The sequence below is a fragment of the Mesorhizobium sp. P3_A2 genome, from assembly GCF_056403115.1.
In genome coordinates this window covers 146,428-170,112 of record NZ_JBFUGC010000013.1, presented here as the reverse complement: position 1 = coordinate 170,112, position 23,685 = coordinate 146,428, and the positions used below count along the sequence as shown (strand labels likewise).

Here is a 23,685-nt window from a genome sequence, read left to right as displayed (position 1 = left end):
GCGGATGAGCAAAAGAAGCATGCCGGCGCTGGTCGACCTCATCGAGGCCGGCCGTCCTGCCGAACATCACGCGCCTTCGAGGCGCGCCGTGGTGGCTCCGAAAATCTGGAGCCTTGCCGTCGAGCAACTCGCTGAGGGCCGCTGGAGCCTGCTCGGCCTCTGGGGGGAGCCGAACACCGTCCACATGGCGCTTCTCGACGAGGTTCGAGACATCGGCGTCATCAGTCTGCAATGCCCTGGCGGTCGCTACCCATCTGTCGGCCAGCGGCATCCGCCCGCTTTGCGGCTTGAGCGTGCTGCCGCTGACCTTTTCGGGTTGCTGCCGCAGGGGCTTCCCGATACCCGTCGCTGGCTTGACCATGGCCATTGGGGGAGCAGCCATCCCCTGGCGACGCGGCCACAGCCTCCAGCCGTGGCGTCTTCCTACCGCTTCCTTGCCGCGGAAGGCGACAGCCTCCACCAGATTCCGGTCGGGCCCGTGCATGCCGGCATCATCGAGCCTGGGCATTTCCGATTCACCGCAAGCGGCGAAACGGTGGTGCGGCTGGAAGAGCGTCTCGGCTATGTTCACAAGGGCATAGAAGGTTTAATGGCGGGTTCGCCCATCGATCGCGCCGCCGGACTGGCAGGCAGGACCTCCGGCGACAGCACAGTGGCCTATTCGCTTGCCTTTGCCCGCGCGGTCGAAGCAGCGCTCGGTGTCGAGGTCCCGCCGCGTGCCCTCTGGCTGCGGGCAATGATGGCCGAGCTGGAGCGGCTTGCCAACCATCTCGGCGATATCGGCGCCATCTGCAACGACGCGGCCTTCGCACTCATGCACGCCCATTGCGGCGTGCTGCGCGAACGCGTTTTGCGTGCCAGCGATGCCGCCTTCGGCCATCGTTTGATGCGCGATTGCATCGTGCCTGGAGGGGTGGCAAGCAACCTGCGCGAAGAGGGAGAGCGCGCGGTTCGGTCGGTGATCGCGGAGATCAGGCAACGCTTTCCTCGCCTGATTGAACTCTACGACAACACCGCCTCGCTGCAGGACCGCACCGTCGGAACCGGCCGACTCAAGGTGGAGCTTGCCCGGCAATATGCAGCCGGCGGCTATGTCGGCCGCGCCTCCGGCCGTCACTTCGATGCACGGCGCAGTCCGGGCTACCCCCCTTACGACGAACTCACTTTCGACGTACCTGTCCTTGAGGAGGGCGACGTGAATGCCCGCGTCTGGATCCGCATTCGCGAAGTCGAGCAGAGCTTGTCGCTGGTCGAACAGATCCTGCAACGGCTGCCGGGTGGCGACGCGGCGCGCGCCAATGCCCCCCCTACGAACGGCCCGCGTGAAGGTATGGCGCTGGTCGAAGGATTCCGCGGCGATATCCTGGCCTGGCTGCGCATCGGCGAAGGCGGCCTGGTCGAGCGCTGCCACTTGCGTGACCCGTCATGGTTTCAATGGCCGCTTCTTGAAGCAGCGATCGAAGGCAACATCGTTGCCGACTTTCCGCTCTGTAACAAGTCGTTCAACTGCTCCTATTCCGGCCATGATCTCTAAAGGCACGCCATCATGCGCAAGCTCCTCTTCGAAAGCCTGATACGACCCCCGCTCACCGAGCCCCCACCCTTGGCACGCGAAGCCGCGATCGACGAGCTCGCCCACGCCCTTGATGGTGCCGCTCGCAAACGGCTGGGACGTAGCCTGTCGATCCGCGCAGTCGACGCCGGTTCCTGCAACGGTTGTGAACTCGAAATGCACGCGCTCAACAACGCTTTCTACGACATCGAGCGCTTTGGATTCCGTTTCGTCGCGTCGCCGCGCCATGCCGATGTGCTGCTTGTCACAGGGCCGGTCACAAAGAACATGCGCGAGGCGTTGAAGAGTACCTGGGATGCGACACCCAACCCCAAATGGGTAGTCGCACTCGGCGACTGCGCCAGGAACGGCGGCTGTTTCGCCGGCAGCTATGCCGTTGTGGGCGGGGTGTCGGAGGTGCTGCCTGTCGATCTGCATATTCCAGGCTGCCCGCCGCCCCCAATCGAAATTCTGAAGGGCCTGCTCGCCTTGATTGAGGGGTGAATGCAACGACTGGTGCTCCCCGGTTGAATGTCGATGCCGTCGCTTTTTGGGTCAGCCTTCCATCCAATGCCATCGGCGCGGCTTTCAGCCATTTCTCGCCGAATTCGCCAAAACTCTTTGCCTCTTTCAGGCGGCGCTTGTCGCGCTGCTTCTCGATCGCCGGCGATCGCCCTTCGCCAATGGCGCGCTTCGCGTCGAGGCACACTTCTCTCGGGCCAACGCGAGCGAGATGCCGTCTCTGCCATATCTGCCGAGATAGACCGTCTCGCGGCGTCCATTCAGCCTATAGTCCAACCGAAACGAGATCGCGCCACTGGGCATGACGCGGACATACATCCCGTCACGGTCAGCAATCTTGTAGATTTTCTCTCCTGGTTTCAGTGCCTTAAGGGTGGCGTCCGTCAGTACCCATTGCCTCCTGAAAAGTACCGTCAGTACGGTTTCGAGGCTCCGCGGCAGGAACTTCCTTTTTCCTTCAATGCCTTAAGGTACAAAAAAGTACCGTCACGAGCCTCATTCGCTCCGACGGTACTTAGAAAAATTCGGGTGGGCAAATATGCGGAAGGTCCGTCAAGCGGTCCGTCAAAGCCAATCTCTGCGTACCGATCGTCGCTGATTGTTCCTGGAAGGATTTATTTTTGTTTTCAGTATGTTACGTCGCACATTGGCGTATTTCCGGCGGCGTTTGAGTGGGTCTGAATCACTCCCACTCGATCGTTCCTGGCGGTTTCGACGTCACGTCGTAAACAACACGGTTGATGCCCTTGACCTCGTTGATGATGCGGGTGGCGGCGGCGCCCAGGAAGGCCATGTCGTAGTGGTAGAAGTCGGCGGTCATGCCGTCGACCGAGGTGACGGCGCGGAGCGCGCAGACGAATTCGTAGGTGCGGCCGTCGCCCATGACGCCGACGGTCTGCACCGGCAAAAGCACGGCGAAAGCCTGCCAGATGGCGTCGTAGAGGCCGGCCTTGCGGATCTCGTCGAGATAGATGGCGTCGGCCTCGCGCAGGATTTCGAGCTTTTCGCGGGTGATGCCGCCTGGGCAGCGGATGGCGAGGCCAGGCCCCGGGAACGGATGGCGGCCGATAAAGCTTTCGGGCAGGCCGAGCTCTTTGCCCAGCGCCCTCACCTCATCCTTGAACAGTTCGCGCAGCGGCTCGACCAGCTGCATATTCATGCGCGCCGGCAGGCCGCCGACATTGTGGTGCGACTTGATGGTCACCGACGGGCCACCCGTGAAGGAGACGCTTTCGATAACGTCGGGATAGAGTGTGCCTTGCGCCAGGAAATCGGCACCCCCTAATTTCTTGGCCTCTTCCTCGAACACTTCGATGAAGAGCCGGCCGATGGTCTTGCGCTTTTTCTCAGGGTCGGACTCGCCTTCCAGCGCCGAGATGAATTTTTCCGAAGCGTCGACCAGAATGAGCGGCAAATTGTAGTGCTGGCGGAACATCGCCACCACCCCCGCGGCCTCGTCCTTGCGCATCAGGCCATGGTCGACGAGGATGCAGGTGAGCTGGTCGCCGACCGCCTCATGGATCAACAGCGCGGCGACGGAAGAATCCACACCGCCCGACAGCGCGCAGATCACCTTGCCCTTGCCGACCTGCTTGCGGATGGTCTCGACGGCATGCTCGCGATAGGCGCGCATGGTCCAGTCGCCTTCGATGCCGGCAATGTTGTGGACGAAGTTCCTGAGCAGCCTGGCGCCATCTGGCGTATGCACCACTTCGGGGTGGAACATGATGCCGTACATCTTGCGCGCGACATTGCCGAAGATGGCGAAGGGCGAGCCTTCCGACTTGCCGAAGACTTCGAACCCCTTCGGCAGCGAGATGACGCGGTCGCCATGGCTCATCCATACCTGGTGGCGCTGGCCCGGTGCCCACAGGCCTTCAAACAGCGGGCTGTCCTTCTCGATCTCAACGAAGGCGCGGCCGAATTCGCGATGGTTTGAGCTTTCGGCAACGCCGCCCATCTGCACGCACAGCGCCATCTGGCCGTAACAGATGCCGAGCACCGGCACGCCGGCATCGAAGACGATCTGCGGCGCGCGCGGGCTGCCTATGTCCGATGTCGAGGCGGGACCGCCAGACAGGATCACGGCTTTGGGATTTATGCGCTTGAAGGCAGCTTCGGCCGATTGGAACGGCACGATCTCGGAAAACACGCCAGCCTCGCGGATGCGGCGGGCGATGAGCTGCGTAAACTGGCTGCCGAAATCGACAATCAGGACTGTATCGGGATGATTGGCTGTCGTCATGGCGAGCCTTTAGAGAAAGAAACGAGTCGGCGCAATGGGTTGTGTAACCCGACTTTCAGAGCGGCGACGGCTCGTCCCCAGGCTGTTCCTTGCGCAGCAGGCCGGACCCGATGGCCTGTTCGAGGCGCATGACAGCATCCGCCAGCTTCTCGTCGATGACATGCAGATATTCAGTCCAGCCACCGACATGCCGCAGGTCAGCCGCGCCGTCGGAAATGCCGCGCAGGCCGATCAGCGGGATATCGAACAGTTGGCAGGCGCGCAGGCAAGCGAAGGTCTCCATGTCGACCATATCGGCGGCGATTGCGTCATAGGCGCCGCCGGTGATGATGGCGCCGCCGGTCGACAGGCTGGCCTCCTTGATGTCGGGAATCCGAAACGGCAGCGGCACGGTTGCCGGCAAATCGAGAAACGGCGTTGCGCCCTTCTCGAACCCTAAGGGCGAGGCGTCGATGTCGCGATAGCTAACCGAGACGGCCTGGTAGATTTCCGTCTGCTCAAGCGTGCGGCTGCCGGCGGAGCCGAGCGAGACGACGAGATCGGGCAGCGTCTTCTCGGATTTCAGCCAGGACAGTTCGGCGCCGAGGCGCACGCCTGCCTCGACCGGGCCGACGCCCGTCATCAGCGGCATGAACAGTTTCTGCAGATGCGGACCGTACTCGGCCTGCGCGGCCATGACGAAGAGGACATTTTTGCCGCCAATGCGCGTAATTTTGGCCATCAGCCTGCAATCCCGTCACGCCCGACCACCGTCATCATCGTCCCGGTCATGGTGGCGATCAGCTTGGCCTCGCCGTCGACGGCAAAGGCATAGGCCTGGCCGTCTGCGACGATGATGGTGCGGCCGGGTTTGGTTACCGAGCCGCGAAACAGGAAACGCTCGCCCCGGCCCGGCGCCAGGAGGTTGACCTTGAACTCGATGGTCAACACACCGGAATTTTCCGGCATCAGCGAAAACGCGGCATAGCCGCAGGCCGAGTCCAACGCCGTCGAAATCACGCCGGCATGCAGGAAACCATGCTGCTGGGTGAGTGCCGCCGAATAGGGCATCTCGATCTCGATGATGCCAGGCGTTACCAGCGTCAGCTCGGCGCCGATCGTCGCCATGGCCTGCTGGCGCGCGAAGGACGCCCTGACGCGATCCTCGTAGTCGGGAGCCGGTACGATCTTTGCTGCTGTCATGGCTATCGCCCTGATTGATCTGCAGAAGCTTATCGCAGAGGCTGGAACGGCAGGCAAATGCTTTTGCTGCACTGCAGCAATCGGCGCTTCCCTGCCGCCAGGCAATGCAAGCCGGCTGGCGTCAGCCGATTTGCGGCAAGGCTTAGGCCGCCCGGCGCAGCGCGCAGAAGTAGAACCCGTCGGTGCCGCTCAGCGCTGGCGACAGCGAGATGTCGCCGGCCTTGCCAACCCGCGCGGCCGCTGCATGGCCGGGAAAGCTGATATCCCAGAGTGCGCGATGATCGACCGGGACGAAGCCCTTGTGGCGCTCGCGGAAGGCGGCGATCTGCTCGCCATTCTCCTCATCGAACACCGAACAGGTGATGTAGACCAGGAGGCCACCAGGTTTGACATAGGTTTTAGCGGCATCAAGGATCGCCGACTGTTCGTTCTTGCGGGCATCGAGCTGTCTCTGTGTCAGCCGCCATTTGGCATCGGGACGGCGCCGCCAGGTGCCGCTGCCGGTGCAGGGCGCATCGACGAGCACGATGTCCATATGGCCCGCGAGGGGGCTAAGTTCGGCCGGCTTGGTGACCACCTGCACATTGCGGTTTTCCGAACGGCGGACGCGGTCGAAGATCGGCGCCAGCCGCGCCTTTTCGGCGTCGTGGGCGAAAACCTGGCCTTTGTTGGCCATCGCCGCCGACAGGGCCAGCGTCTTGCCGCCGGCGCCGGCGCAGAAGTCGAGCACCTGCATGCCGGCTTGCGCCCCGGCCAGCGCCGCAACGATCTGCGAGCCCTCGTCCTGGACCTCGAACCAGCCTTTCTGGAAGGCCGGCTCCGCCTGCACATTCGGATGCCGGCCATCGCCGTCGATGGGCGGAATGCGGATGCCTTGCAGCGCGATAGCGGCCGGTTTGGCGCCGGTGTCGGCGAGTTCTGCCAACACTTTGGCACGGTCGGCCTGCAGCGTGTTTACCCTTATATCGAGCGGCGGGCGGGTGGCCAGAGCTGCGCCCTCCTCGACCCAGCCTGCGCCAAAGGCTCGCTCGAACAGCGGCGCGCACCAGTCGGGAATGTCTGCCCTCACCGCCTCCGGCGCGTCTTCAGGCCGGCGTTCGGCCAGCGCCTGCAACTCGCCGGCACTGAGCAGCGGCGGCGCGAACTTGTCGCCGTCGAGCGCATCGTTGAGCGATTGCGCCGTCTGGCCCCATTCGATGAGCAGCGCACCGAAGCCGATGGCACGTGGCGTGTCTTCACCCAGCAGCCAGCCGGCGGAACGCTTGTGGCGCAGCGCATCGTAGACAATGTTGCCGATCGCCGCGCGGTCACCACCGCCGGCGAAGCGATGCGACAGGCCCCAATCCTTCAGCGCATCGGCTACCGGCCGATGGCGCCGGCCAATGTCTTCCAGCACTTCGATGGCTGCCGCCAGCCGTCCGCCCAGTCGCATTCGTCATTCCATTCAATCGAGCTTTCCCGGCCTGCTCTTAGAGCCTTTCACGTCGAGATTGAACCCCGCTTGCGTTTGGCGGCGACAAGGCCATTGCGATCAGGGTCGGCGAATTTCCCCGGCCGGCAAATGTCCGCCCGCCAGCGAAAGCAAATCTCCAATATATGCGGAGCCTCTAATGTTGGTAACTGGCCGCCGCAAGCATGACCTGTGAAGCAACTGCTCTGCTTTCCAAGCTTTTGCGTTGGGAATACTCTTTGCGCCATGATTCGCAGCGCAGAAAACGCGGACCCGCGGATCGATACGAGGAGAGGGCAATGAAAACGTATCTTGCGGAAGTTCTAGGGACATTTCTGTTGGTGTTCATCGGCACGGCGTCGGTGGCGACGGGCGGCTTTCTGGCCGACCTGCCGCTCGGCCAGGAAGCCATCGGCCTGGCGTTCGGCATCGGCTTGATTGCGGCTGCCTATGCGGTCGGGCCGATTTCCGGCGCGCATCTCAATCCAGCCGTCACACTCGGTGTCTTCCTTGCCGGCCGGCTGCCGGCCAAGGATGTGATCCCCTATTGGATCGCGCAGGTCATCGGCGCCATCCTGGCCTCGCTGGCGCTGTGGATCATCGTTTCCGGCCAGACCGGCGGACACACCACCGGCTTCGGCGCCAATGGCTGGGACGTGGCGAAATGGGGGATGAGCTCGGCCTTCCTGTGGGAGCTGATCGGCACCTTCACCTTCGTCATCGTCATCCTCGGCGTCACCGCGGAAAAGCACTCGACTGCGTTCGCCGGACTGGTCATCGGCCTGACCCTGGCAGGGTTGCACTTCGCCATGATCCCGGTGACCGGCACCTCGGTCAATCCGGCACGTTCGATCGGCCCGGCGCTGTTTACCGGTGGCGCCGCGCTCAGCCAGCTCTGGCTGTTCATCGTTGCGCCGCTGATCGGTGGCGCCATTGCCGGCGTCGTCGCCAAGGCGCGCATCTTCGAAAAGGACTGATTTCGAAGGCATAAACAAAAAGGCGCGGGCCTCGGCCCGCGCCTTTTTGTCGGGAGGGCTGCGATCAGCCGACGATGTCGAAGCGGTCGGCGTTCATTACCTTGGTCCAAGCCTTGACGAAATCGCCAACGAATTTCGGCCCGGCGTCCGCCGACCCGTAGACCTCGGCCAGCGCGCGCAACTGCGCATGCGAGCCGAAGATCAGGTCGGCGCGGGTAGCGGTCCATTTGACCGCCTTGGTCTTGCGATCGCGCGCTTCGTAGACCTCGTGCGAGCCCGGTTCGGAGGCTGGATCCCAGACGGTGCTCATTGACAGCAGGTTGACGAAGAAGTCGTTCGTCAGCGCGCCCAGCCTGTCGGTGAGCACACCATGCTTCGAGCCGCCGGCGTTGGCACCGAGTACGCGCAGGCCGGCGACCAGCACCGTCATTTCCGGCGCCGTCAGGTTGAGCAATTGCGCGCGGTCGACCAGCAACGCTTCGACCGACATCGGCAACTTACCGCCGACATAATTGCGGAAGCCATCGACTTTCGGCTCGAGCGCGGCGAAGGAATGAACGTCGGTCTGCGCTTGCGAGGCGTCGGTGCGGCCCGGCGTGAACGGCACCTTCACCGCGTTGCCGCCATCCGTCGCGGCCTTTTCGACCGCGGCGACACCGCCAAGCACGATGAGGTCGGCCAGCGACACCTTCTTGCCGCCAACGCTGAACTCCTTCTGGATGGCCTCGAGCTTTGCCAGCACCTTGGCCAGTTCGGCTGGCTGGTTGACCTCCCAGTCCTTCTGCGGTGCCAAACGAATGCGTGCGCCATTGGCGCCGCCGCGCTTGTCGGAGTTGCGGAAGGTCGAGGCCGAGGCCCAGGCGGTCGAAACCAACTGCGAAACGGTGAGGCCCGAAGCCAGGATCTTGGCCTTCAGGGAAGCGATATCCTGGTCGCTGACCAGTTCATGGTCGATTGCCGGCACCGGATCCTGCCAGATCAGCTCTTCCTTCGGCACCAGCGGGCCGAGATAGCGCACGATCGGACCCATGTCGCGATGGGTCAGCTTGAACCAGGCGCGGGCGAAGGCGTCGGCGAACTGCTCGGGGTGCTCATGGAAACGCCGCGAGATCTTCTCATAGGCCGGGTCGGCACGCAGCGCGAGGTCGGTGGTGAGCATGGCCGGTGCATGGCGCTTGCCCGGGTTGTGGGCGTCCGGCACCGTAACGGCGCCGGAACCGCCTTTCGGCGTCCACTGATGAGCGCCGGCGGGGCTCTTGGTCAGCTCCCATTCGAAGTTGAACAGATTGTCGAAGAAGTTGTTGCTCCACTTGGTCGGCGTCGTCGTCCAGGTGACTTCGAGGCCCGACGTGATCGCATCGCCGGCAATGCCTGACGCATACTTGCTCGACCAGCCGAGGCCTTGCGCCTCGATGCCGGCGCCTTCCGGCTCGGCGCCAACAAGCGCTGCATCACCGGCGCCATGGGTCTTGCCGAAGGTGTGGCCGCCGGCGATCAGTGCCACCGTCTCTTCGTCGTTCATCGCCATGCGCCCGAAGGTCTCGCGGATATCGCGCGCCGAGGCCAGCGGATCGGGCTTGCCGTTCGGCCCTTCCGGATTGACGTAGATCAGCCCCATCTGCACGGCGCCAAGATGGCCTTGCAGTTCACGGTCACCGGAATAGCGCTTGTCGTCGAGCCATTTGGTTTCCGAACCCCAGTTGACGTCCTGTTCGGGCTCCCAGACGTCGGCGCGGCCACCGGCGAAGCCGAAGGTCTTGAAGCCCATCGATTCCAGCGCGACATTGCCGGTGAGGATCAACAGATCGGCCCAGGAAATCTTGCGGCCGTATTTCTGCTTGATCGGCCACAGCAGCCGGCGCGCCTTGTCGAGATTGGCGTTGTCCGGCCAGCTGTTCAGCGGCGCGAAACGCTGCTGGCCGGCGCCGGCGCCACCGCGGCCGTCGCCGATACGATAGGTGCCGGCGCTGTGCCAGGCCATGCGAATGAACAGCGGCCCGTAATGGCCGAAGTCGGCCGGCCACCAATCCTGCGAATCCGTCATCACCTTGTGCAGGTCCTTGATCACCGCATCGAGGTCGAGACTCCTAAATTCCTCGGCGTAATCGAACGCCTCGCCCATCGGATCGGAAAGGCTCGACTGCTGGTGGAGAACGCTGATGTCGAGCTGGTTCGGCCACCAATCACGGTTGGTCCTGGCGGAGGTTCCATGCGCGACCGGGCATTTGCCGGCGCTGTTGTCGTCGGTGTTCGCGTCCATCTTAGCCTCCGAATTGCTGATTTTCTGTGTTGGTTTTCCGGGCCGGCCGGGAGCCGCGCCACTCTGGAACGGTTCCAGACTAGGCCGTCTCCACGATAAAAACAAATTGCCTTTCCTGTTTGTTGCGATAGGTTTTCCTTATGATTGGTCTTACCGTCCGACAGATGCAATATTTCGAGGCTTTGGCGCAAACGCTGCATTTCGGCCGCGCCGCAAAGCTCGCCGGCGTCAGCCAGCCGGCGCTGTCCGCACAAATCGCCGAGATGGAGCAAAGGCTGAACTGCCGGCTGTTCGAACGCGGCGGAAAGACGGTGCGGATGACCGAGGAGGCGCAGGCTCTGCTGCCGCGCATCGAGCGCATCCTGCGCGATATCAGCGAGGTCGAGACGACGGCGCGGCGCGGCCGCCCGGCGATGGAAGGACGCTTCCGGCTGGGCATCATCCCGACCGTGGCGCCCTATCTGCTGCCGCATGTTCTGCCGGAGCTAAAGCGGCATTTTCCCGCTTTGCAGCTCGAACTGCGCGAAGCGGTGACCGCATCGCTGGTCGAGGACACGGCGACGGGACGGCTCGACGCCTTCATCGCCGCGCTGCCACTCGACCAGCCCGGCCTGGTTACCGAGGCGCTGTTCGCCGACCGGTTCTTCCTCGCCGTGCCGTCAGGCGACCCGGCCTTTGCCTCGCCGCCGGTGCCGCCGGAAAGCCCGGCGCTGGAGCGGCTGATGCTTCTGGAGGAAGGCCACTGCCTGCGCGAACAGGCGCTGGCGCTGTGCGGCAGCGTGCGCCCGGTGGCGATGGCAAGCTACGGAGCCACCAGCCTGACGACACTTCTGCAAATGGTGGCGCATGGGCTCGGCGTCACGCTCATTCCGGAAATGGCGGCAAGACCGGCCAGCGCCATGCCCGATCTCAAGATCGTGCCATTCCAGGAGCCGATGCCGCAACGCACGATCTGCCTGGCGTGGCGCCGCAACAAGGTGCGCCACGACGAATGCGTGGAACTGGCGAAGATCATTCGTGGGCTGGATCAGGCGGTGCTGGCGGCGTAAAAGGCCAGCCAAGCGTCACAGAACCCGGGACAGACAGGTCCGCGGCGATTTCAGGTTGGCGATCATCGCATGCTCCCAGATGATGACCTAGGAAGCCGCATCATCGTCTGCGATGGCGTGCGTCGCGTTCTGGTGCGGACGGAATAGAAAATAGAAAGCGACGATGTGCGTGATCATCAGCAGCGGCACGTAGAGGATCGGGACCGCATAGGTGGCCCCCAACAGGCCCGCATGGGCAGGCAGGTCGACCTGGATAGCTTGGTAATAGTCGACGACGAGGTCGACCGTTCCGACGACATTGAAGGCGACGACGAATAGCCAGAAGAGCCGGCGTATCCTCACGGTGAGCAGCGCTAGCATGGCCAGCAGCCCGGTTGCGAAGTCGCCATAGGCGGCAAAGATGGCGAAGCTGGCGGGCAGATCGGGGCTGACGACGCCTGGAAGGATGAAGACGAGGCCGAAGAAGCGGAAGCTGTGCAGCGTGGCGATAGCACGTTGCGCCGCGATCCGGTCCATAGATCCGAGCCAAGGCCAGATGTACGCACCAAAACACAGTAGCCACGCGACATAGCCGAGAACGAGATGGGTCTGAAAGACGATCTCCGTCGACATTCTGATCTCCTGTCAGCTGTTGATCGACACGGCCTCGAACACCGCGGTCAGGATGCCGAGCCGTACCGTCTTCAGCCGCTCAGTCAGGCCGGTCGCGCGATAGTGGTCGCGCACCCCATCAAGTTCATCGGTCATGGCAAAATGTCTCCGAGGTTCAGCTCTTACTTAAATCCGCTTCCATAGTTCGACTAGCCGCTGTAATCACAACAACCCATGAAGCAGAACTACACAATCCGGCACGGTGCGCTGGAGGGCGTCGAGGTGTTCCTGGCTGTCGCCAGGCACAGCAACTTCCGTCGCGCCGCCGCCGATCTCGGCGTGACGCCGTCCGCCGTGAGCCAGGCGGTGCGCTCACTAGAGGCGCGCATGGGCGCGGCGCTGTTTGTTCGCACGACACGCAGCGTCGGTCTGACCGAGGCCGGTCAGCGCTTCCTCGACCGTGCCGGCCCTGCCTTCGAGGAGATCGTCGCCGCCGGCGAGGCCGCGCGTGATGTCGGCCAGCGGCCGACCGGCCTGCTGCGCCTGTCAGTGCCGCGCGCCGTCGTGCCGTTGATCCTGGAGCCGGTGATCGCGTCATTCTGCCAGGCTTATCCCGAGATCGAACTGGAGATCGCCGCGAGCGACGAGATGGTCGATCTGGCGACCGGCGGGTTCGATGCCGGCATTCGCCTCGGCCAGTTCATTGCCACCGACATGGTGGCGGTGCGGCTGACCCCTTCCTTCTCGTTCGTCGTCGTCGGCAGCCCTGACTATATCGCGCGCCACGGCCGCCCCGAGCGTATCGACGACTTGCGCCACCACGCCTGCCTGCGCTTGCGCCGCTCGAACGGCGCCATCGCACCCTGGACATTCGTCGACGGCAACGAGGCGATCGAGGCCATGGTCTCCGGCCCGCTGATCGCCCACGACTACCCGACATTGCTCGGAGCCGCGATGCGTGGGATTGGGCTGGCGCAGATCCCTCAACCCGTCGTCGAAGGTCCGATTGCCCAGGGAAAACTTGAGTCCGTGCTGGACGACATCGCGGCGACGACGCCGGGCGTCTTCCTCTATCATCCCGGCAAGCGCCAGATCCTCCCTAAGCTGCGCGCCTTCATCGACCACCTCAAATCCGCGGTCTGAAATAAAGAATGATGGCGGAAACCTTGGCGCTTCCCTCCTCTCAAGATCGTGCCGTTCCAGGAGCCAATGCCGCAATGCACGATCTGCCTGGCGTGGCGCCGCAACAAGGTGCGGCATGACGATTGCGTGGAACTGGCGAAGATCATTCGTGGGTCGGATGGAGCGGTGCTGGCGGCGTGATAGCCAAACTATTGATCACCCTGTCAGGTGGCGCGCTCATGGTTGATGTGCCTGGCGGCGCCTCGTCTTCTTCAATATCCAATCCGAGATCGGCTCATCTCTTTGCGAGATGGTCAACCAGACGGGCTGCCTCCTCGGCAACGCCGGGTACCGTGCCCGACTTCCGCGTTGATGCGAAATCGAGGCCGGTGAAATAGATGCCGGGATCGACGCCGATGCCATCCTCGTGCAAGGGCTGACCAACTGCATCGAGCGCGCCGGGCAGCCCAATCCATCCGAAATCGCCAGTAAAGCCGGTAGACCAGATTACCGAAGAGATCCTGCTGGCCGCCAGGTCGATCGAGCGTATGGGTGGGCTCGGCAGTCGCGGCTCAACCGTTTCGGCCGGGTCATCCTCGGCTGGCGGCGCGTGAAGGCCCGTGCGCTCGATATACTGGTCGACCAGGCGCTTCGCATGTGCGGAGAGCTCGTCGGCAAAGCGAATATGGTCGTCAAGCTCATCGCCGAAGACGAAACTCTCGTTGTCCATCCCTAAGAATCGACCAAGCAGAACGACGCCCTGCGCGCTGAGCGACTGCAGGCTGATGGTGTGGGTCGCGCCGAGTAGCGGGCGCGGTGGCAATTTGCCGGATGGCAGGATTAGTTCCCGGCGCGGGAGATCGAGATGACCACTCAAGGTCAGCCAGTTGAGCATGCTGCCGCCGCGATAGTGTCGCACCCAGCGGCCATTGCGGCATGTCGCCAGAAAGACGGAGCGCCCAGCCAGAACTAGGTCTTCGGCAATCTGGCCGCCCGATTGGCCGCTGCCGACCACCAGCACCGCACCGTCGTCAAGTGCGGCCGCACTGCGATATGCGGAGGAATCGATCTGGCGAAGCGTCGGCGGCAGGTCGGCGGACCAGGGCGGGCGGACCGGACAATTCAGATTGCCAGCCGCGATCACCACGTTGCGCGCCCGAACCGGGCCATCCGGCGTCGTCATCCGATAATGACCATTGTCTCCTGTCAGCTTCTGCACCGGACTCCCGGTTCTCACCGGCAATCGGTGCCGCTCTATGTAGCTCTCCAGATAGGCGACGAATTCGTGGTGTGTGATTGCACCCCAAGGATCCGGCCCGTCGTAGGCATCGCCGGGCAGGATCGAGCGTATGTTAGGCGAATTTAGCAGGAAGGAATCCCATCGCTGTGTTCGCCATGTCTCGCCGACGCGGCTTCGTTCAAGCACGCAATGCTTGAGCCCCTGTTGTTTCAGAAAATAGCTCGCGCCGAGCCCGGCCGAACCGGCGCCTATGACAACGGCATCAAGTATTCCCCCCACCGTGTTCCCCAACAAAGATCCACTTCGAAAATAATATTGTGCGAGGGCGGAGGCGAGGGCGCTCACGCTCGCAATGCGGCGAGGCATTTCGTGCCGCCCTTGAACCAGGACAATGTACCGCAAGGAGCCTGTTTCCGACAGCCCCAGGGATGGAAGCCATCCCTACTTCGCGGAAGCGTTCTCTTCTCAGCTAGCTGTAGCGGTTTGTCAGCCGGCAGCCGCCTCATCCCTGCATCTGATCGCCAGATCGCACCAAAGCCTCAAGGTATAAACATCAGAAATACATAAGTAAAAAATACAACAGCATGGACCATTCCGGTCAGGAACGTCGTCCTTTCGTTACTAAAGCTTACCACGCATATAAAAAGCGCCAAATCAAAAGTACTTCGTAGTCTACCTGGCAGGCCTCGCAGGGCCGTAATGGGCCCTATGCCTCACACCATACTGTCCCCACTATTTGATGTAGATGAGCACGTACCTGTTTTTGTAGGGCTGGTAGTATTTCGTGCCGCACTTCCAGATCACGATCCCACCACTATAGGTGGTCTTCACGCAGCCCGTTGGAAGTGTTGTAATGTAGATGGTGGTCTTCTGGATGACGACCGTCTTTGCTTCCGCTGATGCGATGAAACCGAATCCAGAGGTGCCTGCCATCGACGAAATCGCGAGCAAAGCTCCAATGGCAAATGTGCGCGCAAACAAACCGCGTCTGACCATAGGTTTCCCCTCTCCTTAACCTGCAGCCTCTCTAATATAGCATCAGCGAGCGAATGCCTCAACAGATCGATTGATTCCGTTACATTGAGGCGCGGCCAGATCGTCGATGCAGCCCCGGTATAGCCGGACCCTGCATCAGTGGCCGGCAACAATTTCACGGCACAAAGATCAGAAACACATACGTAAGAAACACCACGACATGGACCATGCCGGTCAGGAAGGTCGTTCTTTCGGTGCCGAAACTCACGCTGCATATGAAAAGCGCCAGAACCAGAAGCACGGCATCGGAGGCCGAAAGTCCCAGGGTCAATCCCCTCCCCGTCAGCAGGCTGGCGGCCGCGACCCCCGGTATCGTCAAACCGATGGTGGCGCAGGCCGAGCCCATCGCGACGTTCAGGCTTCGCTGCAGCTCATTCCTGAAGGAGGCGCGGATTGCCGAGATGGCCTCCGGCATCAAAACCAGTGCCGCTATCAACGCGCCCACAATGCTGTCAGCCTGCTTTATCTCGTAAGCGGCCAGCGCATCCTCCACGCCTGCGGCGACCTGCTCGGCGAGCATGACTATTCCGATGAGCCCGCACAACAGCAACAGGGCGCTGACAAAAATGCCGTCGGCGGAGGCCGTTCGCACCGGCGCGTCGTGTGCCTGTCCCTGGACGAAGTCCTCCCGGTGCCGGACAGTCTGGGCAAACACGAAGCCCGCGTAGAGCAGCACCGAAAGGACGCTTACAAAACCAAGCTGAGCCGCCGAAAACGTGCCTGGACCCGTGGCCTGGGTGTAGGTCGGAAGAATAAGCGTCATCACGGTCAGCGCGGTCAGCACCGACAGGTAGGCGCTGGTCCCTTGCCGGACGATAGCCTGCTTGCGATGAAGCCAGCCGCCAAGCGTGAGGCATATGCCGACGACGCCGGTGGAGGTGATCATCACCGTCGAGAAAACGGACTCGCGAGCCAGCGTCGGATTGTTTTCTCCGTGCAACATCATGGAAACGATGATCGACACTTCGATCGCCGTCACCGCAAAAGTCAGCACCAAGGTTCCAAACGGCTCCCCCACGCGCCGGGCGACTGCCTCGGCATGCTCGAGCACCACGAAAATGGTGGTGAACATGATCGCGCTCGACAGCGCGCCAACGAGGATCCTGAGGTTCAGCGATCCTTGGTCGACCGAAAGGCCGCTGGCCCTCACCGCGAGAGCCATGGCCAAGGCACCCAAAGGCATCACCCAAGACACCACCGATCGCCCGAAACCGCCCGATGCGGCCTTGGATGTTGCAACCTTGGGCGTTTGCGTAGGCCTGTCTTCAAGCATCCAGCCAACATTCCACGAGATCAGCGGGCCTTGCCGGCCAGCGTTCGCTGATCCCGCTCAGTCGTCGGATAGGCCGAGCCCTAGAGCACCCTATCCCAATTCCTGAGGCAAAATCACCGCGCACTTTTGCTGGAATTGCGGTGGCCCTATTGGGGCGTATTCTCCTTGACGACCTTCTGGCATTGCGGCGTCAGGTCACCCAGATGATCGTTCAGGCACTTGATGATGCGGCCTCCGCCCTGCTCCACCCCCTTGCAGAATTTCTCGTAGTCAGACTGGCAGGCTTCGCGCTCGGCCGCAGTCTGCGCAAATGCGACATTGACCGTCACTTGAGTTGCCAGAAAAAGCACGGTTAACGCAATCCGCATGACAAACTCCCCAAAAAAAGCTAGGTTCACGCAATTTCACAGCAATACGATATATATAGCGAAGTATTCAGAGGGGCAAAATGGTTTTCTCATGGAGGAGAGCCGCGCCGACGGCTGGTTCATTCGCGCTTGCAGCAATTTTATTGTGCGCCTGCAGCAATGAAAACAGTTACGTGCCGCCCCCGCCACCCAAGATAGATGTAGCACTTCCGGTCAAGCAGACTGTAACCCCCTATCTCGAGGCCACAGGCAGCGCCGCGGCGGTGAACACGACGCCGCTGGTTGCGCGTGTCTCCGGCTTCATCCAGGAAATCGACTATAAGGACGGAGATGAGGTCAAGGCTGGTACCCGGCTGTTCCTGATCGAACAGGATACCTACCAATTGGCACTCGAACAGGCCCAGGCCGGGCAGGGTTCGGCCGACGCCTCCGCCAAGCAGTCCGGAGCCGACCTCAAGCGGCAGCAGGAACTGCTATCACAGAAGATCATTTCGCAATCGACCCTCGATCAGTCTGCCGCCGCGGCGGATGTCGACGCCGCCAAGCAGAAGCAGAGCGCCGTCGACGTCGAGCAGGCCCAGCTCAATTTGAGCTACACCGAGGTCAAGGCGCCGTTTGCGGGCATCGTCGGCGCCCGCCAGGTGTCGATCGGGCAACTGGTTGGCGCCGGCAGCGCGACTACGCTGGCGACCATCGTTCAGCTCGCTCCCATTTATGTCAACTTCAACATCTCGGAGCAGGACGTGCTGCGCATTCGCGCCGCCATGGCCAAACGGGACCTGACCGGCCAGGACCTCAAGAAGATACCGGCCGAAGTCGGCCTGCAGAACGAGACAGGCTATCCGCACAAGGGAATGCTGGACTACGCCTCCCCTGAGGTTACGGCCACTACCGGCACGCTCGCGGTGCGCGCCGTGCTGCCCAACGACGATCGGGCATTGCTTCCGGGTTACTTCGTGCGCGTGCGCGTGCCGCTGGGAGAAGAACCGGACGTGCTGCTGGTTCCCGACCGGGCGATCGGAAGCGACCAGAGGGGTCGCTACCTGCTCGTTGCAGGCAAGGACGACGTCGTCGAGGAACGTCCGGTCGAGATCGGCCAGCTTGTCGGTGCCTTGCGCGTGATCAGCAAGGGGATCACCGCGGAAGACCGCGTCCTGATCTCCGGCTTGCTGACCGCCGTGCCCGGCCAGAAGATCGAGCCGCAGGTGAAAACGCTGGAAGCGGCTGCGGCCGACGGCGCTGCCCAATGATCTCCAAATTCTTCATCGAGCGGCCGGTCCTGGCCAATGCAATCGCCGTGCTCATGGTCGTCATCGGCCTGGTCTCGCTCTTCGGCCTGCCGGTGGCGCAATATCCCGACGTGGTGCCGCCGACCGTTTCGGTGACCACCCGCTATCCTGGCGCCAGCGCGCGCTCGGTTATCGACACGGTGGCGCTGCCGATCGAGCAGCAGGTCAACGGCGTCGAGGGCATGCTCTACATGCAGTCCTTCTCCGCGTCGGATGGCAGCTACAATCTGACCGTCACTTTCCAGATCGGCACGGACCTCGACCAGGCGCAGGTGCGTGTCCAGAACCGGGTGTCCACTGCGCTCGCGTCGCTGCCGCAGGCAGTGCAGGTGCAGGGCATCAACGTCCAGAAGAAATCGACCTCCATCCTCGAGATCGTCACGCTGACGTCGCCGGACAAACAATACGACAGCCTTTATCTCGCCAACTACGCAACCATCCGGCTGAAGGACGAGCTCTCCCGGATACCAGGTGTCGGCAACGTGAACGTGTTCGGCGCCGGGCAGTATTCGATGCGGGTCTGGCTCGACCCGCAGAAGATGCAGGTGCGCGGCCTTACCACCCAGGACGTCGTCCAGGCGCTGCAGCAGCAAAGCGAGCAGGTCACCGCGGGCCAGGTTGGCGCGCCGCCGGCGCCCGACGGACAGTCCTTCCAATATACGATCGAAGTGTCCAGCCGCCTTGACGACCCCGATCAGTTCGGCGCGGTGATCGTCAAGACCGGCGCCAACGGTGACCTGACCCGCGTGCGCGACGTCGGCCGGGTCGAGCTCGGTGCCCAGACCTATGGGCAATTCTTCAATCTCGACGGCCAGCAGGCGGCTGGCCTGGCCATCTTCCTGTCGCCCGGCGCCAACGCACTCGACGTGGCCGGCAAAGTCGAGGCCAGGATGAAGGAACTGTCTGGCGAGTTCCCGCAAGGCCTTGCTTACTCGATCCCGTTCAACACCACGATCTTCGTCAGCCAAGCGATCGACGAAGTCTACAAGACGCTGCTTGAGGCCGCGGTGCTGGTGCTGATCGTCATCTTGCTTTTCCTGCAGGACTGGCGGGCGATGCTGGTGCCGGCAACGACCGTGCCGGTGACCATCATCGGGGCCTTCGCGGCGATGCTCGCGCTTGGCTTTACCGTCAACCTGTCGACCCTGTTCGCCATCGTGCTTGCCATCGGTATCGTCGTCGACGACGCCATCGTTGTGGTCGAGGGGGCCGCGCACAACATGGAGCGCGGCATGTCCGGCCACGATGCGGCGGTCGCGGCTATGAATGCGCTGTTCGGGCCGATCATCGGCATCACGCTTGTGTTGATGGCGGTGTTCCTGCCTGCCGCCTTCCTGCCCGGCCTGACAGGGCAGATGTATGCGCAATTCGCATTGGTGATCGCGGCAACTGCCTTGATCAGCGCCGTCAACGCGGCAACGCTGAAGCCCACGCAGTGCGCGACCTGGCTGAGGCAGCCGGTGCCGCTGGACAAGCGAAACGCCTTCTTCCGCGGCTTCAATGCCGTCTATCAGCGGGCGGAAAACGGCTACGCCCGCCTAATCGGATCCATAGTGCGCCACAGCACGGTGATGGGCATAATCGCGTTGCTCATCATTGGCGCGGCGGGCTACGGCATGTCGCGCGTGGCCACCGGTTTCATTCCGATCGAGGACCAAGGCTATCTGCTCGCTTCGGTGCAACTGCCTGACGGCGCGTCCCTCGGCCGTACGCAGGAGACGCTACAGCAGATTTCGAAGATCGCGAAGGCAACGCCGGGCGTAGACCAGGTGGTGACGATCGCCGGCTTATCGGCCCTCGACAACAACTCGACTTTAGCAAATGCCGGCGTTGCCTACATCATCCTCAAGGACTGGAGCGTGCGGGGCAAGGGTGAGGATCTCGCCTCGCTTTATGCGACGCTGAACAAGAACCTGTCAGACATGGCGGACGGCAATGTCCTGGTGCTGCCACCGCCGCCGATCCAGGGCATCGGCAACGCCGCCGGCTTCACCATGCAGGTCGAGTTGCGTGACGGCAGTTTCGACCTTGCGAAGTTGCAGGGCGCGACCAGCGCGCTGACCAGGGCAGTAGCGACGCAGTCCGGCATCCAGCGCGTATCGGCAACGTTCCGATCCAACGTCCCGCAATACCAGGTCGAGTTCGACCGCGAAAAGGTACAGATGCTCGGGCTGACCACCGACCAGGTGTTTCAGACGCTCGCCGGCTATCTAGGCTCCACCTATGTCAGCCAATTCAACAAGTTCGGGCGGGTCTTCCAGATCTATGTGCAGGGCGATTCTCAGTTCCGCCTGTCGCCCGAGGACATCGGCCGCCTGACGGTGCGCAACCAGAACGGCGATATGATCCCGCTTGGCACGGTGCTGACGGTCACGCCAAGCGTCGGCCCCTCGCTGATCAGCCTCTATAACCTCTATCCCTCCGCGTCGGTCCTTGGCGTGCAGGCGCAGGGTTTCTCATCAGGTGATGCGATCAAGCTGATGGAAGCGGCCGCGGCCGACACGCTGCCGCGCGGGACCGGCTACGAGTGGACTGCGCTCTCCTTCCAGGAAAAGCTCGTCGGCAGCCAGATATACCTGGTGTTCGGCATGGCACTCCTGTTGGTCTATCTGGTGCTGGCGGGCCAGTATGAGAGCTGGCTGGCGCCGATCTCGATATTGCTCGCCGCGCCGCTTTCGCTGGTCGGCCCGGTGCTGGTCCTCACCGGGCTCGGTATCGATAACAACCTCTATGTCCAGATCGGCCTGATCCTGCTGATTGCGCTGTCGGCCAAGAACGCCATTCTGATCGTCGAGGTCGCGCGCGAATTGCGCGCCGCCGGCAAACCGATCGTCGAGTCGGCGATCGAGGCCGCGCGCGCCCGCTTCCGCCCCATCTTGATGACGTCCTTCGCCTTTATCCTCGGCGTCGCGCCACTGGTGCTGGCGACGGGTGCCGGAGCCAGTGCGCGCAAATCGATCGGCATCACGGTCTTCTCCGGCATGATCGCCTCCACCTGCCTTGCTGTTCTCTTCGTGCCTGCCTTCTTCGTGATCTTGCAGCGGTTTGAGGAATGGCGCGCCGAGCGCAAAGGGAAGCGGGAGGTCACGTCCACGCTTCCCGGCTAGGCACGGCAAGAGAGCCGCGTCCAACGACTACCAAGGAGATTTGCCTGCTATCGGCCGCATCGCAACTTAGCCAAGGAAAATCTGACATGCTTGTCCACTCCCTCATCCGCCTCTTCGCTCTTGCGGGCGCTTCATTTCTGCTTGTCCCGACGGCGCCAGCCTGGGCGGTGAACGCTCAGGTCGGTATCCTGAAATGCGACACCTCGACTGGCATCGGCGAAATCATTACGCGCAAACAGACAATGACTTGCGTATTCACCAAGAATGACGGCACGAAGGAAAATTACACCGGCTCCATCAACGAATTCGGCATTGAACTTGGCGACGTGAAGGAGGGCCATCTCATATGGGCCGTCGTGAGCGGTTCGGCTGCGAAGGACAATGGCCTACTAACCGGAAAATATGATGGCGTCGATGCAGAAGCGGCCGCGGGCCTTGGACTTGGCGCCGATGTCCTGCTTGGTGGAACTGAGAAAGCCTTTGCACTTCAACCGCTCGCAGTCGAGGGCGAAACTGGCATCAATATCGCGGCGGGGGTCGAGCAGATCGAACTCACTGCCGCAAACTAGTGGCCGCGTCCACACGGGACTATCCTGCCAAGCCTGTACGGTAAGGCAAGATGCCTACCGGCGCGAACTGCGGCTAAGTAACCGCTTTACGCCGTCTTTTGCACCACCAGCCCCAGTTCCTCCACCATCGCCTCGCGCATCAGGAACTTCTGCGGCTTGCCGGTCACCGTCATCGGCAATTCGGTGCGGAAGCGGATGTAGCGGGGGATTTTGTAGTGGGCGATCTGGCCGGTGCAGAAGTTCCTGATCTCCTGCTCGGTGGCGATCTGGTTGGGTTTCAGCACGATCCAGGCGCACAGCTCCTCGCCATATTTGGTGTCGGGAATGCCGAACACCTGCACTTCCTTGACCTTGGGATGGCGGTAGAGGAATTCCTCGACCTCGCGCGGGTAGACGTTCTCGCCGCCGCGGATGACCATGTCCTTGACCCGGCCGACGATGTTGCAATAGCCCTCTGCGTCGATGGTGGCGAGATCGCCGGTGTGCATCCAGCCATCGTTGTCGATCGCCTCGCTGGTTTTTTCCGCGTCGTCCCAATAGCCCTTCATCACGGAATAGCCGCGGGTGCACAGCTCGCCGGGCGCGCCGACGGCGACGGTGGCGCCCTCGGCGTCGATGGCCTTGACCTCGACATGCGGATGGATGCGGCCGACGGTGGAGACGCGTTTCTCCAGCGGGTCATCGACGCTGCTCTGGAACGACACCGGGCTGGTCTCGGTCATGCCGTAGGCGATTGTCACTTCTTCCATGTGCATCAGCGAGACCACTTTCTTCATCACCTCGATCGGGCATGGCGATCCCGCCATGATGCCGGTGCGCAGGCTGGAGAGGTCGAAGCTCGCGAAGTCGGCGTGGTCGAGCACGGCGACGAACATGGTCGGTACGCCGTAGAGGCCGGTGCAGCGTTCCTGCGCCACCGCCTTCAGCGTTGCGCCGGCGTCAAAGCCCTCGCCCGGGAAGACCATGGTCGCGCCCTTGGTGACACAGCCCATCGTGCCCATCGACATGCCGAAGCAGTGGTAGAGTGGAACCGGAATGCAGAGCCGGTCGTCGACAGTGAGCTTGATGGCCGCGGTGACGAAATTGCCGTTGTTGACGATGTTGGTGTGGGTCAGCGTGGCGCCCTTGGGCGCGCCAGTCGTGCCTGAGGTGAACTGGATGTTGATGGCCTCGCCGGGCTTCAGCCCCTCGGAGATGCGGTCGAGGCTGTCATGCTCGTCGCGCCCGGCCATCGATAGCACATCGGCGAAATTGAACATGCCGGGCGAATTGTCGTCGCCCATGCGGATGACGATCTTCAGCGTCGGCAGTTTCTGCGCCTTGAGCTTGCCGGGGGTGGCCTTGGCGAGCTCCGGCGCCAGCGTCTCGATCATGCCGAGATAGTCGGAGGTCTTGAAATTGGCCGCCGTCACCAGCGCCTTGCAGCCAACCTTGTTGAGGGCATATTCGAGCTCGGTCAGCCGGTAGGCCGGGTTGATGTTGACCAGGATCAGGCCGATGCGGGCGGTGGCGAACTGCGTCACCAGCCATTCCCAGCGGTTGGGCGACCAGATGCCGACGCGGTCGCCCTTTTCCAGGCCAAGCGCCAAGAAGCCGGCGGCGAGCGTATCGACGGTGTCCGACAGTTCGCTCCAGGTGAAGCGCTTGTCCTGGCCGACGAAGACGGCAGCATCCTGCGTGGCGTATTTGCTGACCGTGTCGGAAAACAGTTCGGGGATGGTCTTGTCGAGCAGCGGCACCGAACGATCGCCCGAAACATGCGCCCGGCCATCGAGCGGAGCGATGAAAGCCCTGCCGCGCTCGCGCAGATTGGTGGCGTTGTTGAGTTCGTCGAGATTGATCGCCATCGCCGTC

Annotated in this window: 20 protein-coding genes and 2 pseudogenes; 9 read left to right on the top strand and 13 right to left on the bottom strand. The window is 62.6% G+C overall.

Translation table 11 applies throughout. From position 1 onward, the window contains the following. Nucleotides 1–19: 19 nt before the first annotated feature. Nucleotides 20–1,534 (top strand): hydrogenase large subunit, encoded by a 1,515-nt coding sequence (locus AC1DXM_RS26310; RefSeq protein WP_477237687.1) that lies wholly within the window; start codon nucleotides 20–22, stop codon nucleotides 1,532–1,534. A gap of 12 nt (nucleotides 1,535–1,546) precedes the next feature. Next, nucleotides 1,547–2,056, top strand: a complete 510-nt coding sequence (locus AC1DXM_RS26305; protein WP_477237631.1) for an NADH-quinone oxidoreductase subunit B family protein — start codon at nucleotides 1,547–1,549, stop codon at nucleotides 2,054–2,056. A 40-nt stretch (nucleotides 2,057–2,096) separates the two neighbouring features. Here the strand turns inward: AC1DXM_RS26305 and AC1DXM_RS26300 are convergent. The 5 genes and pseudogenes from AC1DXM_RS26300 to AC1DXM_RS26280 all read right to left on the bottom strand — a co-directional run. After that, a pseudogene (locus AC1DXM_RS26300) lies at nucleotides 2,097–2,491 on the bottom strand (Arm DNA-binding domain-containing protein); the annotation flags it as partial. A 265-nt stretch (nucleotides 2,492–2,756) separates the two neighbouring features. Beyond that, nucleotides 2,757–4,319, bottom strand: a complete 1,563-nt coding sequence (gene guaA, locus AC1DXM_RS26295; RefSeq protein ID WP_192250469.1) for a glutamine-hydrolyzing GMP synthase — start codon at nucleotides 4,317–4,319, stop codon at nucleotides 2,757–2,759. A 55-nt stretch (nucleotides 4,320–4,374) separates the two neighbouring features. Then, the gene (locus tag AC1DXM_RS26290) at nucleotides 4,375–5,040 is read right to left on the bottom strand and encodes a 5'-methylthioadenosine/S-adenosylhomocysteine nucleosidase (RefSeq protein WP_477237629.1); all 666 of its coding nucleotides are present in this window, start codon (nucleotides 5,038–5,040) and stop codon (nucleotides 4,375–4,377) included. Further along, nucleotides 5,040–5,501 (bottom strand): PaaI family thioesterase, encoded by a 462-nt coding sequence (locus tag AC1DXM_RS26285; RefSeq protein ID WP_477237627.1) that lies wholly within the window; start codon nucleotides 5,499–5,501, stop codon nucleotides 5,040–5,042. Before AC1DXM_RS26285 ends, AC1DXM_RS26290 begins: the two co-directional genes overlap by 1 nt. Nucleotides 5,502–5,643: 142 nt before the next feature. Beyond that, nucleotides 5,644–6,933, bottom strand: coding sequence for an RsmB/NOP family class I SAM-dependent RNA methyltransferase (locus AC1DXM_RS26280; protein ID WP_477237625.1), 1,290 nt, complete (start codon nucleotides 6,931–6,933; stop codon nucleotides 5,644–5,646). Between the two features lie 317 nt (nucleotides 6,934–7,250). Here AC1DXM_RS26280 and AC1DXM_RS26275 point away from each other — a divergent pair, with 317 nt between their 5' ends. Beyond that, on the top strand, nucleotides 7,251–7,928 hold the full coding sequence (locus tag AC1DXM_RS26275; RefSeq protein WP_477237623.1) for an MIP family channel protein: 678 nt from the start codon (nucleotides 7,251–7,253) through the stop codon (nucleotides 7,926–7,928). 64 nt (nucleotides 7,929–7,992) lie between these two features. On the opposite strand, the gene katG is transcribed toward AC1DXM_RS26275, so the two are convergent. Next, complete coding sequence (katG, locus tag AC1DXM_RS26270) at nucleotides 7,993–10,188, bottom strand: catalase/peroxidase HPI (protein ID WP_477237621.1); 2,196 nt, start codon at nucleotides 10,186–10,188, stop codon at nucleotides 7,993–7,995. Nucleotides 10,189–10,328: 140 nt separating this feature from the next. Here katG and AC1DXM_RS26265 point away from each other — a divergent pair, with 140 nt between their 5' ends. Beyond that, nucleotides 10,329–11,237 (top strand): hydrogen peroxide-inducible genes activator, encoded by a 909-nt coding sequence (locus tag AC1DXM_RS26265; RefSeq protein ID WP_477237619.1) that lies wholly within the window; start codon nucleotides 10,329–10,331, stop codon nucleotides 11,235–11,237. Nucleotides 11,238–11,324: 87 nt separating this feature from the next. On the opposite strand, the gene AC1DXM_RS26260 is transcribed toward AC1DXM_RS26265, so the two are convergent. Both AC1DXM_RS26260 and AC1DXM_RS26255 read right to left on the bottom strand, forming a co-directional pair. Then, complete coding sequence (locus tag AC1DXM_RS26260) at nucleotides 11,325–11,849, bottom strand: hypothetical protein (RefSeq protein WP_477237617.1); 525 nt, start codon at nucleotides 11,847–11,849, stop codon at nucleotides 11,325–11,327. A gap of 12 nt (nucleotides 11,850–11,861) precedes the next feature. Further along, the gene (locus tag AC1DXM_RS26255; protein ID WP_477237615.1) at nucleotides 11,862–11,984 is read right to left on the bottom strand and encodes a hypothetical protein; all 123 of its coding nucleotides are present in this window, start codon (nucleotides 11,982–11,984) and stop codon (nucleotides 11,862–11,864) included. Between the two features lie 78 nt (nucleotides 11,985–12,062). Here AC1DXM_RS26255 and AC1DXM_RS26250 point away from each other — a divergent pair, with 78 nt between their 5' ends. Next, nucleotides 12,063–12,971, top strand: a complete 909-nt coding sequence (locus AC1DXM_RS26250; RefSeq protein WP_477237613.1) for a LysR family transcriptional regulator — start codon at nucleotides 12,063–12,065, stop codon at nucleotides 12,969–12,971. Between the two features lie 33 nt (nucleotides 12,972–13,004). Next, nucleotides 13,005–13,151, top strand: a pseudogene (locus AC1DXM_RS26245) (hydrogen peroxide-inducible genes activator); the annotation flags it as partial. 94 nt (nucleotides 13,152–13,245) lie between these two features. Here AC1DXM_RS26245 and AC1DXM_RS26240 read toward each other — a convergent pair. From AC1DXM_RS26240 to AC1DXM_RS26225, 4 genes are all read right to left on the bottom strand, one after another. Continuing rightward, nucleotides 13,246–14,469: a flavin-containing monooxygenase gene (locus tag AC1DXM_RS26240; protein ID WP_477237685.1), complete on the bottom strand. Its 1,224-nt coding sequence runs from the start codon at nucleotides 14,467–14,469 to the stop codon at nucleotides 13,246–13,248. Nucleotides 14,470–14,922: 453 nt separating this feature from the next. Then, a complete protein-coding gene (locus tag AC1DXM_RS26235; protein ID WP_477237611.1) occupies nucleotides 14,923–15,186 on the bottom strand; it encodes a hypothetical protein in 264 nt (87 codons plus the stop codon). A 154-nt stretch (nucleotides 15,187–15,340) separates the two neighbouring features. Continuing rightward, nucleotides 15,341–16,498 carry a calcium:cation antiporter gene (locus AC1DXM_RS26230; protein WP_477237609.1) on the bottom strand — a complete coding sequence of 386 codons (1,158 nt, stop codon included), beginning with the start codon at nucleotides 16,496–16,498 and terminating at the stop codon, nucleotides 15,341–15,343. 146 nt (nucleotides 16,499–16,644) lie between these two features. After that, nucleotides 16,645–16,866, bottom strand: coding sequence for a cysteine rich repeat-containing protein (locus AC1DXM_RS26225; RefSeq protein ID WP_477237607.1), 222 nt, complete (start codon nucleotides 16,864–16,866; stop codon nucleotides 16,645–16,647). An 80-nt stretch (nucleotides 16,867–16,946) separates the two neighbouring features. Between AC1DXM_RS26225 and AC1DXM_RS26220 the strand changes: the two genes are divergently transcribed. From AC1DXM_RS26220 to AC1DXM_RS26210, 3 genes are all read left to right on the top strand, one after another. Next, nucleotides 16,947–18,116, top strand: coding sequence for an efflux RND transporter periplasmic adaptor subunit (locus AC1DXM_RS26220; protein ID WP_477237605.1), 1,170 nt, complete (start codon nucleotides 16,947–16,949; stop codon nucleotides 18,114–18,116). Next, nucleotides 18,113–21,262 (top strand): efflux RND transporter permease subunit, encoded by a 3,150-nt coding sequence (locus AC1DXM_RS26215; RefSeq protein WP_477237603.1) that lies wholly within the window; start codon nucleotides 18,113–18,115, stop codon nucleotides 21,260–21,262. Before AC1DXM_RS26220 ends, AC1DXM_RS26215 begins: the two co-directional genes overlap by 4 nt. 86 nt (nucleotides 21,263–21,348) lie before the next feature. Beyond that, nucleotides 21,349–21,831, top strand: a complete 483-nt coding sequence (locus AC1DXM_RS26210) for a DUF992 domain-containing protein (RefSeq protein ID WP_477237601.1) — start codon at nucleotides 21,349–21,351, stop codon at nucleotides 21,829–21,831. An 86-nt stretch (nucleotides 21,832–21,917) separates the two neighbouring features. Here the strand turns inward: AC1DXM_RS26210 and AC1DXM_RS26205 are convergent, their stop codons facing one another. Next, the gene (locus AC1DXM_RS26205; protein WP_477237599.1) at nucleotides 21,918–23,678 is read right to left on the bottom strand and encodes an AMP-binding protein; all 1,761 of its coding nucleotides are present in this window, start codon (nucleotides 23,676–23,678) and stop codon (nucleotides 21,918–21,920) included. Between the last annotated feature and the right edge of the window lie 7 nt (nucleotides 23,679–23,685).